Origin of the sequence: Exiguobacterium sp. RIT452, from assembly GCF_003598705.1 — a bacterium.
In the GTDB taxonomy this organism is placed as follows: Bacteria; Bacillota; Bacilli; order Exiguobacteriales; family Exiguobacteriaceae; genus Exiguobacterium_A; species Exiguobacterium_A undae.
In genome coordinates this window covers 58,480-75,128 of record NZ_QXJB01000007.1, presented here as the reverse complement: position 1 = coordinate 75,128, position 16,649 = coordinate 58,480, and the positions used below count along the sequence as shown (strand labels likewise).

The 16,649-nt window shown below is 51.7% G+C and carries 14 protein-coding genes; 11 read left to right on the top strand and 3 right to left on the bottom strand.

The window, feature by feature from the left end:
- Nucleotides 1–80: 80 nt before the first annotated feature.
- From D3D03_RS13880 to D3D03_RS13830, 11 genes are all read left to right on the top strand, one after another.
- The gene (locus D3D03_RS13880) at nt 81–563 is read left to right on the top strand and encodes a hypothetical protein (RefSeq protein ID WP_119923894.1); all 483 of its coding nucleotides are present in this window, start codon (nt 81–83) and stop codon (nt 561–563) included.
- Nucleotides 564–593: 30 nt separating this feature from the next.
- Nucleotides 594–1,904, top strand: coding sequence for an ABC transporter substrate-binding protein (locus tag D3D03_RS13875; RefSeq protein WP_026834045.1), 1,311 nt, complete (start codon nt 594–596; stop codon nt 1,902–1,904).
- Between the two features lie 74 nt (nt 1,905–1,978).
- Nucleotides 1,979–2,944 (top strand): carbohydrate ABC transporter permease, encoded by a 966-nt coding sequence (locus D3D03_RS13870; protein WP_028107046.1) that lies wholly within the window; start codon nt 1,979–1,981, stop codon nt 2,942–2,944.
- A 13-nt stretch (nt 2,945–2,957) separates the two neighbouring features.
- The gene (locus D3D03_RS13865; RefSeq protein WP_026834043.1) at nt 2,958–3,743 is read left to right on the top strand and encodes a carbohydrate ABC transporter permease; all 786 of its coding nucleotides are present in this window, start codon (nt 2,958–2,960) and stop codon (nt 3,741–3,743) included.
- Between the two features lie 25 nt (nt 3,744–3,768).
- A complete protein-coding gene (locus D3D03_RS13860) occupies nt 3,769–5,763 on the top strand; it encodes a beta-galactosidase (RefSeq protein WP_119923893.1) in 1,995 nt (664 codons plus the stop codon).
- Nucleotides 5,764–5,777: 14 nt separating this feature from the next.
- A complete protein-coding gene (locus tag D3D03_RS13855) occupies nt 5,778–7,910 on the top strand; it encodes an alpha-galactosidase (protein ID WP_119923892.1) in 2,133 nt (710 codons plus the stop codon).
- The gene (locus D3D03_RS13850; RefSeq protein ID WP_119923891.1) at nt 7,907–9,079 is read left to right on the top strand and encodes a galactokinase; all 1,173 of its coding nucleotides are present in this window, start codon (nt 7,907–7,909) and stop codon (nt 9,077–9,079) included. Before D3D03_RS13855 ends, D3D03_RS13850 begins: the two co-directional genes overlap by 4 nt.
- Nucleotides 9,080–10,078 carry a UDP-glucose 4-epimerase GalE gene (gene galE, locus D3D03_RS13845; RefSeq protein WP_119923890.1) on the top strand — a complete coding sequence of 333 codons (999 nt, stop codon included), beginning with the start codon at nt 9,080–9,082 and terminating at the stop codon, nt 10,076–10,078.
- A gap of 30 nt (nt 10,079–10,108) precedes the next feature.
- Nucleotides 10,109–11,599: a UDP-glucose--hexose-1-phosphate uridylyltransferase gene (locus tag D3D03_RS13840; protein ID WP_119923889.1), complete on the top strand. Its 1,491-nt coding sequence runs from the start codon at nt 10,109–10,111 to the stop codon at nt 11,597–11,599.
- On the top strand, nt 11,596–12,615 hold the full coding sequence (locus D3D03_RS13835) for an aldose epimerase family protein (protein ID WP_119923888.1): 1,020 nt from the start codon (nt 11,596–11,598) through the stop codon (nt 12,613–12,615). The genes D3D03_RS13840 and D3D03_RS13835 overlap by 4 nt, the downstream gene beginning before the upstream one ends.
- A gap of 446 nt (nt 12,616–13,061) precedes the next feature.
- Nucleotides 13,062–13,466: a VOC family protein gene (locus tag D3D03_RS13830; RefSeq protein WP_158583702.1), complete on the top strand. Its 405-nt coding sequence runs from the start codon at nt 13,062–13,064 to the stop codon at nt 13,464–13,466.
- Here the strand turns inward: D3D03_RS13830 and D3D03_RS13825 are convergent.
- The 3 genes from D3D03_RS13825 to D3D03_RS13815 all read right to left on the bottom strand — a co-directional run bounded on the left by D3D03_RS13825 (nt 13,455) and on the right by D3D03_RS13815 (nt 16,637).
- Entirely contained in the window at nt 13,455–13,958 is a 504-nt protein-coding gene (locus tag D3D03_RS13825) for a methylated-DNA--[protein]-cysteine S-methyltransferase (protein ID WP_119923886.1), read from the bottom strand. The two genes, D3D03_RS13830 and D3D03_RS13825, sit on opposite strands and share 12 nt — an antisense overlap.
- 69 nt (nt 13,959–14,027) lie before the next feature.
- Nucleotides 14,028–15,428: a dihydrolipoyl dehydrogenase family protein gene (locus tag D3D03_RS13820; RefSeq protein WP_119923885.1), complete on the bottom strand. Its 1,401-nt coding sequence runs from the start codon at nt 15,426–15,428 to the stop codon at nt 14,028–14,030.
- Nucleotides 15,429–16,637 (bottom strand): dihydrolipoamide acetyltransferase family protein, encoded by a 1,209-nt coding sequence (locus D3D03_RS13815; protein WP_119923884.1) that lies wholly within the window; start codon nt 16,635–16,637, stop codon nt 15,429–15,431. It lies immediately after the preceding gene.
- Nucleotides 16,638–16,649: the final 12 nt, after the last annotated feature.

The following is a 16,649-nucleotide window of genomic DNA, read 5'->3' as shown; positions in this document are numbered from 1 at the left end:
AGTTTTCATCAACCAGTGGAGGTGGATGCAGACCGGCAGGGACCGGTGAAGCTGAACCAAAAGAAGGAGGCGTCGCGCAGATGGAAACAGAAGATTTATGGGTTTCCTACCGTGAAGCTTTCGGGCGTTACGGAGCAATCCGTGGCTTTTATGTGGACCGTTTAACACAACAAATGACGGAACAGAAACCGGGAGATGAGCGAACTGCGAATCAAGACGGCGTTCTTGTTCGTCCACGACAGGATGGAGTCTTTCAATTTCGGATGTCGTCTGTACAAGGGGTGCTGACGATTCGTTCTTCGGAACTTCATATTCGAAAAAATGAGAGCGGATACATTGAATTACGGGCGTTGATGCAACAAATGCGTACAGCCGGCTGTTTGACACTCGGCGGTGAGTTTTACTTATTCGTCGCCGGCGAAGTCGATACGTTAGAGTACCGTCTCCGGCTGATCGCACGTGTTCTGATTCAACTCCAACGGATGCCGATTGGAACCGATGTCATTGAACATTGGTGTCAACAGGCACGGGACGAAGGACAGCAGCTTAAAAAACATGCTTGACCACTCACACATACAAAGGGGATCACTCACATGAAATTCAAAAAATCAAAAGTTCTCGCAGCCGCTTCAGTCTTAACATTGTCGGCACTTCTCGCTGCTTGTGGTGGCGAAGACGAAAAACAAGCGACAACAAAAGATGGAAAAACAATCATTTCATGGTGGGGCTGGGCACCTCAGCCGGAAGCAGGGAAAGAAGTCGTTGACGCGTTCAACAAATCGCAGGACAAATACGTCGTTGAATTCAAACGTTACAGCGAAGACTATGAAAAACAACTTCAAGTCGCGATGTTGTCAGGTAAGGGACCAGACATCATCGGCTTAAAAGAACCAATGATTCAACAATACAAAGACCGTGTCGTACCGGTTGATTCTTACATGGATAAAGCAGCCGGCAAAGGCTGGAAAGATAAGTTCGTTGAGCTCGGCATCGAACAGACGACAATCGACGGCAAACAATACGCGGTTCCAATCGGCTTTACCGGTCAAGCGTACTTGATGTACAACAAGACGATGCTTGATAAATACGGTGTGACACCACCGAAAAACTACAAAGAAACGGTCGACGCCGTCAAAAAGATCAAAGCGTCCGGCGATAAAGTCATTCCGTTGATGCTTGGCGCAAAAGATGCCTGGATCGACATCGATGTCTACAACGTCTTAAGCCACCAGGTCGCACCGGGTTACATCCAAAAAGTCTTGTCGGGTGAGGCGAAATGGACGGACGACGAAATGGTCAAGACAGCGCAAGTCTGGCAAGATCTGTTCGAAGATAAAGTCTTCCAAGAAGGAGCACTTGGTCTTGCGACATACAATGACGGGATGAACCAGTTCTTCGATAAAAAAGCAGCCATGTGGGTCATCGGTTCATGGGAAGCGCACTCTATGACGACAGCAGAGAAAAAAGAAAAATGGAAAATTGAAGATGAACTCGGCTTCACACCACTTCCAAACTTGGCCGGTGGAACAGAACAGCCGATCATCGCCTCCATCGACATGGCGCTTGCGGTCAACAAAGAATCGAAGCAACAAGAGGGTGCAGCTGAATTCGTCGCCTTCATGAGTCAAGGTGAAGGACAAGAAGTCTACATGGGTGAGTTCGAAATGGCGCCGGGAATCAAGGATGTCAAAATTGACTCCGATGCTGCCTTCACATCAGAAGGTGAAAAAGAGTCGTACAAGATGTTAAACGAAACACTTTCGAAAGCGGTAGCAAGCCGTGGAATCCGTGATACGAAACTCAACGATATCCTCGGTAAGGAACTTCAAAACATCGCGACGGGTCAAGATCCAAAAGAAGCACTTCAACGTGTTCAGGATGCAGCCGACCAATCGAAAAAATAAGAACGAGACAGTGAAGTGGTGCGCCTTGCGTGCCACTTCCTGATTTTTAAGATCAAGAAAGTGGGGAAATCGTTATGCAGACAGAGCAACAAGAATTGCCGATCAAACCAAAGGCCGAGCCGCTGAAGCCTGCACCACGGGCAACTGCTCCGAAGAAGAAAAACAAAGGGAAAATGAAACAAAATATGGTCGGTTGGGCGTTCGTTGGACCCATCGTCCTGTTTGTCGTCGCGTTCATCTATTACGGCATCTTCTATAATGCCTACAATTCCTTCTTCTCTTGGGACGGCATTTCGTTTGATAAGGCCTTCGTTGGTTTTGAGAACTACGCGGAAATGTTCCGTGACCCGGATTTCTACCTCTCGCTTAAAAATACATTCATCTTTACGATCTTAACGGTCACGATCCAAGCTTTTATCGGTCTGGTGCTGGCGTACTTCCTGCACACACAAGGACCGCTTCGGACAGCGATGAAATCGGTTTTCTTCTTCCCGGTTGTCTTAAGTCCGGTTGTACTTGGTGCCGCGTTCTCGCAAATCTATGATTTCCAATTCGGTTATATCAATGAATTCCTTCGGGCAATCGGACTCGGCAGTTTGGAACAGAACTGGCTCGGTGATCCGGATATCGCCCTGTACTCGGTCATTGCGATCAACATCTTCCAGTGGACCGGTTCGTCGATGGTCATGTACTACATGGCAATGCTGACGATTGAAAAAGAAATCTTTGAAGCAGCCAAAATCGATGGTGCCGGATTCTTCCGGACACTTTGGAGCATCGTTTTCCCGAACTTAAAAGGAACGACGTTCACGTTATCGATTCTCGGCGTCATCGGTGGATTGAAGACGTTTGACTTAGTCTGGATCACGACCGCCGGCGGACCCGGTTCTTCAACAGAATTCATCTCGACGTACCTGTTCCGTAAATCGATGCTGCAACAAGAAGTCGGCTTTTCAAGTGCCGTCGCCATCGTATTGCTGACAATCGCCCTATTGATCACGTACTTCCAACTGCGTGTACAAAAGAAAATGGATAACTAAGGAGGAACGTCCCATGAATGTAGAATCTAAAAAAAGCCGCTGGATGATTAACCTCGTCCTAGTGCTCGCCTCGATCGTCTGGCTGTTCCCGATCTTCGTCATGTTTAAGGAAAGCCTGCGTGTCAACGGCTTTGAAAACTATATCGCGACGCTGCAAAACCCGAACTTCCCGACGTTCGTCTTCAACAGTTTCTTCGTCGCGTTCTTCATGATCATCATCTCGATCTCGATTCTCGCCTTTGCGGCATTCGCGTTCTCGAAACTTGAGTTCGCCGGCAAACGCCTGTTGTTCAACATGGTGCTCGCCGGTCTGATGTTACCGGTCGCTTCGATGATCGTGCCATTGTTCTTCACGTTACGTTCGTTTGACGGTCTCAACAACCACTGGGGATTGATCGGGGCGGAAGTCGCCTTTTTCCTCCCGTTCGGTTTGATGTTGATCAAAGGATATTTTGACGAGTTACCAAATGAATTGATGGAAGCCGCATACATTGACGGTGCGACGATTCTCGAAGTGTTCTTCAAAGTCATGTTGCCGCTTGCGAAACCAGCCCTTGCGACAGCTTTGATTTATGCATTCCTCAACTCGTGGAACGAGTACTTGATGGTCTTGACGTTCATGACAGACCCAGCGTATCAAACGGTCACGATGGCTCCAAGCTTCTTCAAAGATGCACTTGGCGGTGACCCTGGAAAAATCTACGCTTCACTCGTCTTGATCAGTTTACCGACGATGGTGTTCTATATCTTCTTCCAACGTTTCTTCCAAAAAGGAATGACGGCGGGCGCAGTAAAATAATTTGTTTTCAGTCAGGGGGAGCACGATGTATTTAGGAGTCGATTATTACCCGGAACAAACTCCACGCGAGTTATGGGAGGAAGATTTTCGTTTAATGAAAGAGCTCGGGGTCAACGTCGTTCGCTTGGCGGAATTTGCCTGGACGATGATGGAGCCGGAAGAAGGAGTCTACGATTTCCGTTTTTGGGACGATATCATTGAGCGCCTGAGTGCGGCCGATTTTGACATCGTGCTCGGGACACCGACGGCGACACCACCGGCCTGGATGTGTCATAAGTATCCGGAGATTTTGCCGGCAGACGAGAACGGCGTGACGATCAGCTTTGGCGCTCGTCGTCACTATACGGTCCACAGTGAGATGTACCAACGTTTTTCCGTTGCCATCACGACGGAAATGGCGAAGCGTTACGGAAAACATCCACGTGTCATCGGTTGGCAGACGGATAACGAATACGGTCATGAAAAGTCCGACCGTTCGTACAGTGATGTCGACCGGGCAGCTTTTCAAATCTGGTTGAAAAACCGTTACGGGACGCTTGACGCGTTAAACGAAACATGGGGAACGGTTTTCTGGAGCCAGACCTATACAGCATGGGAACAAATCCCGGTACCGCGGAAAGTTTATCAAGAGCACAATCCGTCGTTACTCGTCGATTTCGACCGTTTCTGTGCCGACGGTTACAACCATTACAACAAGTTGCAAGTCGATGCGCTCCGGGAACACATTCACCCGGATGCCTTCATCACACACAACCTCGTCTACAGTGACATGGCGGTGAATCAGCAACAGATGGCGCAAGATCTCGATTACGTCGCTTTCGACAATTACCCGGTCTGGGGAGGATTGCCGGAACCGAACCGTTTCGAGAAGATGGCGAGCGATCACGATCTCTGCCGTTCCTCAAAACAAGGTAAAGGCTTTTGGGTAATGGAGCAACTCAGCGGAGCGCAAGGGTGGAGTAAAATCGGCTACTTGCCGCGTCCGGGACACATCCGACTGTGGACGTATCAGGCTGTCGCGCGCGGCGCGGAAGCCATCGTCTACTTCCGTTTCCGCGCCGCCTTGTTCGGGACGGAAGAGTTTTGCCACGGCATCATCGATCACGATGGAAAACCAAAACGGAAATTCAATGAAGTCAAACAAATCATGACGGAACTCAACACATTTGGTGACGAGATCAACGCGAGCAGCTATCGAGCAGAAGTCGGTGTCTATTTTGACCAGGAAAACGTCTGGGCCTGGACGCATCAACCGCACAGTGACGCATTTGATTTCCGGACCGAGTTCGTTCGGTTTTACGGCGGCGCCGTCCGGCGTCAGGCCGCAACTGATATCGTCTTCCCGGGTGACCGGCTCGATCAATACAAATTGATCATCGTTCCCCTGTATTTCTTAACGAATCCAACATTTGACCAAGCGTTAATCGATTACATGGAACAGGGCGGTCACGTCATCTTTACGTACCGGACCGGCGTCAAGGATCCGCACAATAACGTCATTCCGTTGACGTTACCGGGTAAGTTCGCACCATATGCCGGGATTGAAATTGATGAATACGAATCCCTTCAAGCGGTTCAGGAAAACCGGGTCGAAGGAATCGGGGCATTCGCCGGACAAGCGTCACCGGCACGTCTTTGGTGCGATTTGATCACACCGACGACAGCGGAACCGCTCGCCGTTTACCGCGATACGTTTTATGACGGAGTCGCTGCGGTAACACGCAATGTGTATAAAGGAACCATTACCTACATCGGCGCATCGATTGACGATGCGATGATTGATACGATCTACCGCCAGGCGTTTCTCGATGCCGATGTTCAAACGTTTGAAGCACCGGATCAAGTCGAAGTCGTCCGCCGTCACGGGGAAACACGAGACTTCCTGTTCTTGATGAACCACGATACAAAAGCCAGCCGTGAGGTTGTACTTGATGCTGCCTACAGCGAGTTGAATACGAACGAGACATATAGTGGAACAGTGACGCTCGCCCCACTCGAGACGCTGATTCTGACAACGTAAGGAGGAGAACGACCATGGCTATTCTTGAACTGCCGAATCAGCGGTTCGTCCTCGAAGGACAACACGTCGCGCATGTCGTGACGATCGGACAGCACGGCAAAGTGTTGCATACGTATTTTGGCGCCCGTCTGCCGTACCCATCCGACTATGAAGCATTACCGAATCCGGTACTTGCGCACAGTTCGTTTGAATCACCGGACGGTGTCGCCGTCTATGATTTCATTCCATTCGGTGAGATGGTCTACACAGAACCGACCTTAAAATCAGAGCGGCAGGACGGACAACGGATCAGCCAGTTTGCATTTGAACGTGCTGAGACATCGGAGACCGGATTGACGTTATGGTTGTTTGATCCGTTACAGGAACTTCGTGTCGGGATTCGCTACGATCTGTATGAAGCTTACGATATCATCGGACGGTCGCTCGTGATTGAAAATACCGGCACACAATCGGTCCGGTTGACGACGGCCCAGTCGTTTGCAATGGGCATTTTGCAACGTCCGAACTTGAACCTGCATCACTTTGCGGGAACATGGACCGGCGAGTTCCAAAAACAAGTCACGCCACTAACGCCGGGACGTAAGACAATTGACAGCCGACGCGGCGTGACAAGCCATCAGGCGAATCCGTGGTTCGCTTTGGAACACGGTGCCACTGAATCGGCAGGAGAAGTCATTTATGGTCATTTCGCCTATTCCGGCAACTGGTCGATGCATTTTGAACAGGATGCGTTTGGTTTTGTTCAACTGTCGGGTGGCATGAATGCGTTTGATTTCAGCTGGACGCTCGAAGCCGGACAACAGCTCGTCACACCAGACTTTTATATCGGTTATGCTCAGGATGGATTTGCTGGGATGAGTGCCCGGGCCCACGATTTCCAACGGGACGTCATCATGCCGGAATCGGACCGGAATAAAGTCCGGCCGGTGCTCTACAATTCCTGGGAAGCGACCTATTTTGACGTGACGGAACACGGACAACGCGCGCTCGTCGATCAAGCAGCTGCAATCGGTTGTGAACTGTTCGTCGTCGATGACGGCTGGTTCGGGGAACGAAACTCCGATCAGGCCGGTCTTGGCGACTGGGTCGTCAATCCGGAGAAGTTTCCGAACGGATTAACGCCGTTGATCGATTATGTGAAACAACAAAACATGCAGTTTGGTTTATGGGTCGAACCGGAGATGGTCAATCCGGATTCAAATTTATACCGGATACATCCTGACTGGATTTATCATAGTCCCGGTGCCCGGCGGACGACCTCGCGCAATCAGTTTGTCCTGAACCTCGGCTTACCGGAAGTGGAACAATTCGTATTCCGGATGATGGATGAACTGCTCGGAACCCATGCGATTGATTACATCAAATGGGACATGAACCGTGCCTTTTCAGAACCGGGCGTTCCGGGTGCGACACCGGCAGCGCAACAGGAACTGTGGAAACGGCATGTCGATGCGTTGTACCGGATCTTTGACGGCTTACGGACGCGTCATCCGGAAGTCGATTTTGAAGCCTGTGCCGGAGGCGGCGGACGGATTGATCTCGGAATTCTCAAGCGGACGGAACAAGTCTGGACGAGCGACAACACGGATCCACTGGATCGACTGGCGATTCAACACGATTTCTCGTTTGCCTACAATGCGAAGATGATGAGTTGTTGGGTGACGGATGGCCCGAACTGGCTCAACGGTCGGAACCTGCCGCTTGCGACACGGTTTGTCTCATCGATGCAGGGCACGCTTGGCATCGGCGGCAACTTAAGCGAATGGACGACGGAAGAATTAGCAGAAGCAAAAGAATGGATTGCAACATACAAGACGATTCGGGAAACGGTTCAATTCGGACGTCAACAGCGGATTCAAGCGGATAATCAAGGCGCCTCGATCATGCAGTATACGGCGAGTGAACAAACGGTCATCCTGGCTGTTGCGCCGATGCGTCAGCATGGAATCGGACAATACAGCTTCCGGTTAAGAGGACTTGAGGCAACCGTCCTGTATCAGGTTGAAGGACGCACACTCAGTGGTGCCTACTTGATGCAACAAGGAATTACCGTGACGTATACGAACGATTATGAAGCAGGTTGCTTGCAGATCGAACCGGTTCGTCGCGGCGTGACAACAAAACAGTCAAAGGAGCCGATCGTATGACAGACCAGACACTCGAACAGATTTTTGAACAACAATTCGGTCAACCGTCGACCCACCGATTTTTTGCCCCCGGACGAATCAATCTGATCGGCGAACATACGGATTACAACGGGGGTCACGTTTTTCCGTGCGCCTTGACGCTTGGGACTCATGCCATTGTCCGGAAACGGGACGATCAGGTCTTTCGTTTTTATTCCTTGAACTTTGAAGCCAACGGCATCATCGAAGTGTCGGGAGATGATTTGACGCATCAACCGGTCCACGGTTGGGCGAACTATGCCAAAGGGATGATTCACGTATTGCGTGAAGCCGGATACCAAATCGACGAGGGATGCGACATTCTCATCAAAGGAGATATTCCGAACGGAGCGGGATTGTCTTCCTCGGCTTCACTCGAACTTGTCATCGGTGTGCTGCTTGATACGTTGTATGAATTGAAGGTCGACCGGATCGAACTCGTTAAGTACGGTCAGCAGGTGGAAAATCAATACATCGGTGTCAACAGCGGCATCATGGATCAATTCGCGATCGGCATGGGAAAAGCGGGCTCCGGTCTGTTGCTTGACTGCGAAACACTTGATTATACGTATGCCCCGCTCGATTTATCGGGTTACACGATCATCATCATGAATACAAACAAACGACGCGAACTGGCAGACTCGAAATACAATGAACGCCGTTCTGAATGTGAAGAAGCACTTACTTATCTGCAACAATACCGTCCGTATGAAACGCTTGGACAGTGGTCGACGGTTGAATTCGAAGCAGTTCCGTTCGAAGATGAACGATTGCAACGGCGGGCACGTCATGCGATTTCCGAAAATGAGCGGACGTTGCAGGCGCTCGATGCCTTGATGGAAGGACGGCTCGAAGCTTTTGGTCAATTGATGAATGCGTCTCACCGGTCGTTACAGGTGGATTATGAAGTCACGGGACAAGAACTCGATACGCTGGTCGAGGCCGCCTGGTCGCAATCGGGTGTCCTCGGTGCCCGGATGACAGGGGCAGGTTTTGGCGGCTGTGCGATTGCCATCGTCGAAGACGAGACAGTCGAGACATTCATGACGGCAGTCGGTCGGCAATATGAGGCAGCAATCGGTTATCCGGCATCGTTTTATACGGCAACCGTCGGGGATGGAGCACGCGAAGTAGAACAGGAGGTCATCTAAATGGCAGTACTGGTAGTAGGTGGAGCAGGATATATCGGATCGCATGCAGTCTATCAATTGATCGATGCCGGACAGGAAGTGGTCGTCATCGATCATTTAAAATCCGGTCACCGGGAAGCCGTTCATCCGGAAGCCCGTTTTTATGAAGGGGACATCCGGGATCGGGCCTTTCTCGATACGGTCTTCGGGACGGAAGTGATTGATCAGGTCGTCCATTTTGCTGCCTTTTCGTTAGTCGGTGAATCGATGGAACATCCGCTGGCGTATTTCGACAACAATGTCTACGGTACACAAGTGTTGCTGGAAGCGATGATGGCGCACGACGTTAAACAGATTGTCTTCTCATCGACAGCCGCGACCTACGGGGAGCAGGAACAGATGCCGATTCTCGAAACAGCTGTGACGAATCCGACGAACGCCTACGGCGAAACGAAGTTGATGATGGAGAAGATGATGCGCTGGTGTGAGACGGCTTACGGGCTGAATTACGTTGCGTTGCGTTACTTTAACGTCGCCGGAGCCCGATCGACAGGGGAAATCGGGGAAGACCATACACCGGAAACACACCTTGTTCCGCTCGTGCTCGAAGTCGCAAACAATCAGCGTCCGGTCATTTCGATTTATGGGGATGATTATGCGACGGAGGACGGGACATGTGTCCGCGATTATATTCACGTCGAGGATTTGATTGATGCCCATGTGCTCGCCTTGGACTACTTAAAACAAGGAAAGCCGAGTGATGTCTTTAATCTGGGCTCAAGCCGCGGTTTTTCAGTCCGGGAGATCATTGAAGCCGCACGCCGCGTGACGGGACATGCGATTCCGGAACAAGTCGTTGCAAGACGCGCCGGCGATCCGAGTACGTTGATTGCCGGATCGGATAAGGCGAAAACAGTCTTAGGCTGGAATGCTAGCCGGACAGACATCGAAACGATCATTCAAGATGCGTGGCGCTGGCATGAACAACGTCCGCAAGGCTACAAGACACCGGTACGGTAAAGAGAGAATGGATTTAGGGGAGTGAAGGCGATGAACGAACTCATCAAACAATTAGTAGAGCAGGCAATCCGTCAGCAGTTGATTCAACCGGAAGACACGGTGTATGCACGAAACCGATTATTGGCGTTGCTGGGCGAAGCAGCTTACACGGATCCGGGTACTGTCGACACCGCGTCGATTCCCGACATCTTGGATGCGATGATTGAACAACAGATTGCTGCCGGACAATTGGCAGCACGTCTTGACGAGAAAGAACGATTGGCAGCGGAACTGATGGATGTGTTCGTCGATCGTCCGTCGACCATCACTTCGACCTTCCGACGGTTGTATGCGGAAAGTCCGCAACAGGCGACCGACTACTTCTATCAACTCAGTCAGGCGAACAACTACATTCAAACAAAACGAATCGCTAAAAATATTCAATACCAGGCGGATACGGTGTATGGTGAAATCGATATTACGATCAATCTCTCAAAACCGGAAAAAGATCCGCGTGAAATTGCGGCGGCACGGACGGAAATCGTTGATTCGACCTATCCGACGTGTCTGCTCTGTGTCGAAAACGTCGGTTATGCCGGTCGCATCAATCATCCGGCCCGTGCCAACCACCGGATTGTTCCGCTTTCCCTCGAAGGCGAAGCGTGGGCTTTGCAATACTCCCCATACGTCTATTACAACGAACACAGCATCATCTTGTCACAGACGCACCGTGATATGGTGATTGACCGTCAAGCATTTGCGCGACTCCTGGATTTCGTCGCTCAGTTCCCGCATTATTTTGCCGGATCGAATGCCGATTTACCGATTGTCGGCGGTTCGATTTTGACCCACGATCATTATCAAGGCGGTCGTTATGAATTTGCGATGGACCGGGCACAAGCGTTGCATGAGTTTGTTTTACCGGATCATCCGGACGTCACCGGCGAAACGTTGCACTGGCCGCTGACGGTCGTGCGCTTGAGCAGTTCCGATGCGTCGGCCTTGCTCGATGCAGCAGACGAGGTGTATCAGACCTGGTTGACATACGAAGATACCGAGCATGAGATTATTGCGGCAACGGACGGTGTCCGCCATAACACGGTGACACCGATTGCCCGGATGCGCGGAGAACGATTTGAACTGGATTTGGTCTTGCGCAATAACCGGACGTCGGCGGAACATCCGGACGGCATTTTCCATACGCATGCGGATATTCACCATATTAAACGTGAGAACATCGGTTTGATTGAAGTGATGGGACTCGCCGTTCTGCCGGCCCGTCTGCTCAGTGAACTGAAAGAAGTCGAACAGTTCATCACCGGCACAAGCCAGGTCGCTCCGTCACACCAAGCCTGGGCGGAACAACTGAAGTCAACCTATGCCGGACAAGACGTATCAGACTATGTCCGCCAGGCTGTCGCAGCAAAATTCGTTCGCGGGCTCGAAGACTGTGGTGTCTTCAAGCAGACGGAGCACGGACAAGCCGGACTCGGGCGGTTTCTTGAGACAGTCAGCCGCCAAGTGGCAGGTGATCGACGATGAGTGAGCACACAAAATCACTTCCGGAAATCGATTTCATACGCCATACGTTGACGCAACCCGGGATTGAAGTCGAGATTTGGAACTACGGCGGCATCATCAATGACATTCGTGTGGCCGACCGGGACGGCGTGATGGAAAGTGTTGTCCTTGGACTGGAATCCGTCCAAGAGTATCAAAACCATTCCCCGTACTTTGGAGCGATTGTCGGCCGGGTCGCCGGACGCATCGGCCAAGCGCGGATGGGAGTCGAGGGCACCGTTTATCCGTTGGCAGCCAATGACGGAGAGCACCATCTTCATGGCGGGATTCACGGATTTGATCAAGCACTGTTTGAAGTCATGGAGATGACGGAAACGCGGCTTCATTTACGGCACGTCAGTCCGGATGGAACGGAAGGTTATCCCGGTACTGTGACGCTGGATGCGATTTATCAACTCGACGGTCTGGCGCTGACGTTGACGATGGAAGCGACGACGGACCAAACAACACCGTTGAACTTGACGAACCACACGTACTGGAACCTGTCGGGGAACTTACGTCGGGATATTCTCGATCACCGTTTGCAAGTACCGAGCGACACGTACCTGCCCGTCGGAGAGGATCTGTTGCCGACCGGAGAGGTTCGTGACGTGACCGGAACACCGCTTGATTTTCGTACCGGACGTTCGATCCGCAGTGGTGCGGAGTCCGGGCATCCGGAAACAACGGCAGCCGGCAACGGGTATGACCATCCGTTCATCTTGTCGGGACAAGCGATTCGACTGGAAGACCCGGCAAGCGGCCGTTTTCTGGAAGTGACGACCGATCAGCCGGTCGTTGTCCTCTACACCGGGACACAACTCGAAACAAACTATACGATTCGCGGTGTCGCTTCTCGTCCGTCACTCGGTCTGTGTCTTGAGACACAGGTCCATCCGAATGCCGTCAAAGAGGCATCTTTTCCGGATGTTTTGGTACGACCGGGCGAGACATACCGCTGGGAAACGACGTATCGCTTCGGGACAGATGGTTCGTAAAGGATTGACAGATGGATTTCAGGCAACAGAGGGACCAGTCGAACAAGAAGCGTGTGAAACAAATGATTCCTTTTGGATGAAACGAGGGGCTGACTCAAAAAAAGAATCACTCGTCTTTTCACGCCCGTTCCTCAGGCGAGACACAAGCCAGCTTTCCTGCCTCATTCAGGCAGGAAAGCGGGTCTTGTTTGTCTCTGGCAGCGCAAACATGCGCTTTTTCCTGTAGGAGTTGCGTGTAACGAGTAATTCTTTTTTTTAAGAGACAAGGGTGGCAGATGATCATTCTGCCACCCTTATCTTTGGAGAGATTGACTTTTGAGTCAGGCCCTTGTTTGTTTATCAGCGACTTTTGCGCCCGCTTATCAGAACCAACGATTCCGGATCATCAAGCAGGGAACGCCCGTCGGATTAGAGAAAGGGAGGGAACACGAAGAGGAGGAGAGAATATGCGTTACCCAGCGACACCTTGCATTACCTTGAATGGCACAGCGGCAGAAGCCATTGCGTATTACGACCGGACATTGGGGTTAAAACCACGCCGCATCTTATCGGAAACAAATGCGCTGGGACAACAGGAAATCTTTCATGCCCATTTGGCGAATGGTGCTTTTGAATTGATGCTGTGGGACGTCTCGTCAGCGATTCCGGCGGCTTCGCACATCCTGCTGTTGCTATCATTTGAGACGAGCGAAGAAATTTCAGCCGCCTACGCGGCACTGGCAGCGGACGGTCAGATCATGGAAGCGTTGGGCGTGCCGAGTTTCGGCGGATTATATGCTCAAGTGACGGATCCTTTTGGGGTCACTTTCGTTTTGGAATACTCCGAAAACGGACGCGAATCAGCCGGTTAACTGTTCCAATGCCAATAATTGCCGTTTCATGTTCAAACCACCCCAATAACCGGTCAAATCGCCTTTTTTGCCGATGATCCGGTGGCAGGGGATGACGATCAAGACACGATTCTTACTGATTGCCGTACCGACGGCGCGTGTCGCATTCGGTCGGTAGATCCGTTCCGCGATATCCGAGTAGGTCGCCGTCACGCCATACGGAACGTGACGCAAGGCGTTCCAGACCTCCAGTTGAAAAGGGGTTCCGATCAAGTGCAGCGGAAATGAAAATTGAGTCCGTGTGCCGTTTAAGTATTCCATCAACTGTTCCTGATACGGTTGCATGATCCGGGTGTCTTCGATGAGATCTGCACGCGGCAACTGTTTCCGGGCCCAGTCGGGAAACAGGTCGACCGGTTCGTTTAAGGCGCCGACGTAACACAGTCCATCCGTCGTCGCAGCAATCGGGAATGATGTACCGTTCCAGTTGAGCGTCGTAAAGTACAAGTCCATCGTTGTCCCTCCTTCAACTAAAAAATTCATACAACAAACCGGTCACTGTTCAGTTGACCGGTTTTTGGATTACGACTTCGTCAAGATAGCTTGTTGCCGGGGTGACAAGTGGATGGCTTGTCCAACCAAAGATTCGATGGCTTCCGTCCAGGCTTCATTCCGGCTTGGATGCGGCATGACCGGGAAACGGACATCTTCTTCTTTGGCCGCCATTTCAAGGGCTTGGGCAAAGGTGCCGGCGAGTTCAACCGATCCTTCACCGATCATATGAACGCCTAATAACAGACTCGTCGTGGCATCCGTGACGACTTTGACAAATCCACTGCCGGCTTCAATCGTCGTTGCGCCATTGGCGTTTAAGGCGAATTGACCAACCCGGACAGCATGACCGGCATCCGTCGCCGCTTGCTCCGTCAATCCGATCGAGACGATCGGCGGAAGGGAGCGGATGACCGTTGGATAATAGGGCATCGTCGGGTCGGGGGATTGTCCCGCCAACTGTTCGGCGGTTCGTTTGGCTTCATGAATGGCCCGGGTTGCCAACGGCGGACCGGGTGTAACGTCACCAATCGCATAAATATGGGACCGGCTCGTTTGTCCGAACGGATCGACGGGAATCGTGCCGTCTTCTGCCATCGTCACACCGATGCGCTCGAGACCCAACTCCAACGTGTTTGGAATCCGTGGTAACGAGTGGAATAAAAACGGAGCGGTCCAGGTCGTTTCCTGTCCTTCTTTGACGACGGTGACCGTCACTTCATCCGTTGTCTCGATGGCGGTCACGATGCCCGTTACGAGTCGGATTTTTTGTTTTTTAAAGAGCCGCCGCAGTTCTTTGTCGAGGCTCGGATCGAGCTGAAACGCATCGGCGATCAATGTGACTTGTGTGCCGAGTGCCTGAAAACTCATTGCTGCTTCAATCGCGATATAGTCCTGACCGATGATGACGAGCCGGTCCGGCAAGTCGGTCAGCTGGTAGAGTTGTTCCGCATTTAAGAGGAGAGGGGACGTCTGCTGAAGACTATGGCTTCCGGTTGCGATCACGACATCATTGAACCGGTACGTGTCGAACTGATGTCCCTGTTCAACGCCGATCCGGTCGTCCGCCAAGAACGAGGCGGTCCCTTGAATGTATTCGATGGCGTTTGCCTGGCATAAAGCTTCGACGCCGGTGCGTAACTGATGGACGATCCCGTCCCGGTACTTTACTAATTGGTTGAAGTCATGCGTCGGTTCGATCGAAAAACCAAGTGCCGTCAAATGATTCATTTGTTGTTTTACTTCCGCCGCATGCGCAACGACTTTGGACGGAATACAGCCTTTGTTCAGACAAAGCCCTCCGAGTTGTGCTTGTTCAATCAAGGTCACTTTTCGTCCCAATTGACTGGCGCGGATGGCAGCCGTGTAACCGGCCGGACCGCCGCCGAGAATCAACAGATCACGTTCTTGGGTCAGTTCACCAACAACCATTTAGATCAACTCCAGCAATAAAGTAGTAGGGTGTTCGATCAGTCCGGCAAACCGATTCGTAAAGGCGACGGCGGTCGCGCCGTCCGCCACACGATGATCAAAGGACATCGACAGATTCATCATCGAGCGGATGACGATTTGATCTTGGTCGTCGACACAGACCCGTTTTTTCGTTTTGTGGAAGGCGATCAACGCCGTTTCCGGATAATTGATGATCGGCGTTGCACCTGTACTGCCGAGTGGTCCGACATTACTCATCGTGAAGGTACTCGCTTTGAGGTCCGCTGCCCGTAAATCACCGGTCTTGGCGCGGGTGGACAGATCCGCGACTTGTTGATGCAATTGTTGCATCGTCAGTTTATCGGCGTCCCGGACGACCGGCACGATCAATCCGTCGGTCGTTTCAGTCGCGACACCGATATGGTACTGCCGCTCCAAAAGAATCTGTTCGTTTGCTTCATCGAGCTTGGCGTTGAAGACCGGGAAGTCTTGCAAGGCGACGATCAAGGCTTTGATGAAAAAAGCATTGACGCTGATCGGTTTCCCGGCGACTTTCAATTCTTCGCGCAATGCCAGCAAACGGGTCATGTCAACTTCTTCAAAGTGGGTGACATGCGGAATCGTAAAGAGTGACTGGGTCATCTTTTTGGCAATCTGTTTGCGGATACCCCGGAACGGAATCGTATCGACCGGCGCAGGTGGTGCCTCGACCGCGACTGGACGCTGATCGGGCTCAGGAGTCGTTCCGCTTTCAACGAAACGACGTACATCTTCTTCCGTGACGCGACCGGATGGATCGACAGCCGGAACTAGTTCCAGATCGATGCCAAGATCGCGGGCAATTTTCCGGGTGTAAGGTGTTGCCAACACACGTTTTGGACGTTCCTTCAGGAGGGCAGTCACGGTTGGCTGTAGTTGTTGCGGTTGCTGGGACTGTTCAACCGTTCGTTCAACGGTGACTGCCGTTTGTGCTTCCGTTGCCTCGATCAATAACAAGACTGTCCCGACGCCAACCGTTTGTCCGACAGGAATTAACAGGTCCGTGACGACACCGGACACCGGAGCCGGCAGTTCGGCGACCATCTTGTCAGTCGAGACTTCGACGACCGGTTGGTCAATCGTGACCCGATCGCCCACCTGGACCAGATAGTTTGCGATTTCACCTTCCGTCATGCCTTCCCCCACATCATGCAATTTCACTTCAATCATCCTGCTCACTCC